Consider the following 665-nt stretch of genomic DNA (forward strand, 5'->3'; position numbering starts at 1 on the left):
GATGCAGAAACATGGATAGACTATCACAAACAACGGGAAACAAGAACCCCTCAGTTACTGACAGCCTTTAAAAGCGGCAGCTACCGGGCGCCCAACATCCGGCGGGTTTATATACCCAAGGGTGATGGCAAACTTCGCCCACTGGGTCTACCGACCGTGGAAGACAAACTGCTGCAGACGGCGGTAACCAGGGTATTGCAACCGGTATATGAGGGTATGTTCCATCCCTGCTCGTATGGGTTCAGACCCGGTAAATCACAACACCAGGCATTGGAGGAATTAACCCGGCAGGTTAGCTGGAAAGGCATGCGATACATTATTGATGCCGATATGCAAAACTACTTCGGGAGTATCAACCATCAATGTTTGCGTGAGTTTCTTGACTTTAGGATAAAAGATGGCGTGATCAGAAAGATGATCGACAAATGGCTCAAAGCCGGCGTATTGGATAACGGACAGCTTATATATCCGACTGAGGGTACTCCGCAAGGGGGAACGATCTCACCGTTGATCAGTAACATTTATCTGCACTACGTGTTGGATGAATGGTTCATCAGGCAAGTACAGCCGCTACTAAAAGGAGATAGTTTTCTTATCCGTTTTGCTGATGATTTTCTGTTAGGATTTACCAACAAGGAAGATGCAATGCGGGTAATGGAGGTGCT

1 protein-coding gene is annotated in these 665 nt (G+C 47.4%); it reads left to right on the top strand.

Features of this window, described 5'->3' with window-relative positions:
* A partial coding sequence (locus A3860_RS07465) for a reverse transcriptase domain-containing protein (RefSeq protein WP_245843493.1) occupies positions 1-665 on the top strand: 665 nt, incomplete at both ends.

Source organism: Niastella vici (assembly GCF_002077945.1).
Taxonomy (GTDB): Bacteria; Bacteroidota; Bacteroidia; order Chitinophagales; family Chitinophagaceae; genus Niastella; species Niastella vici.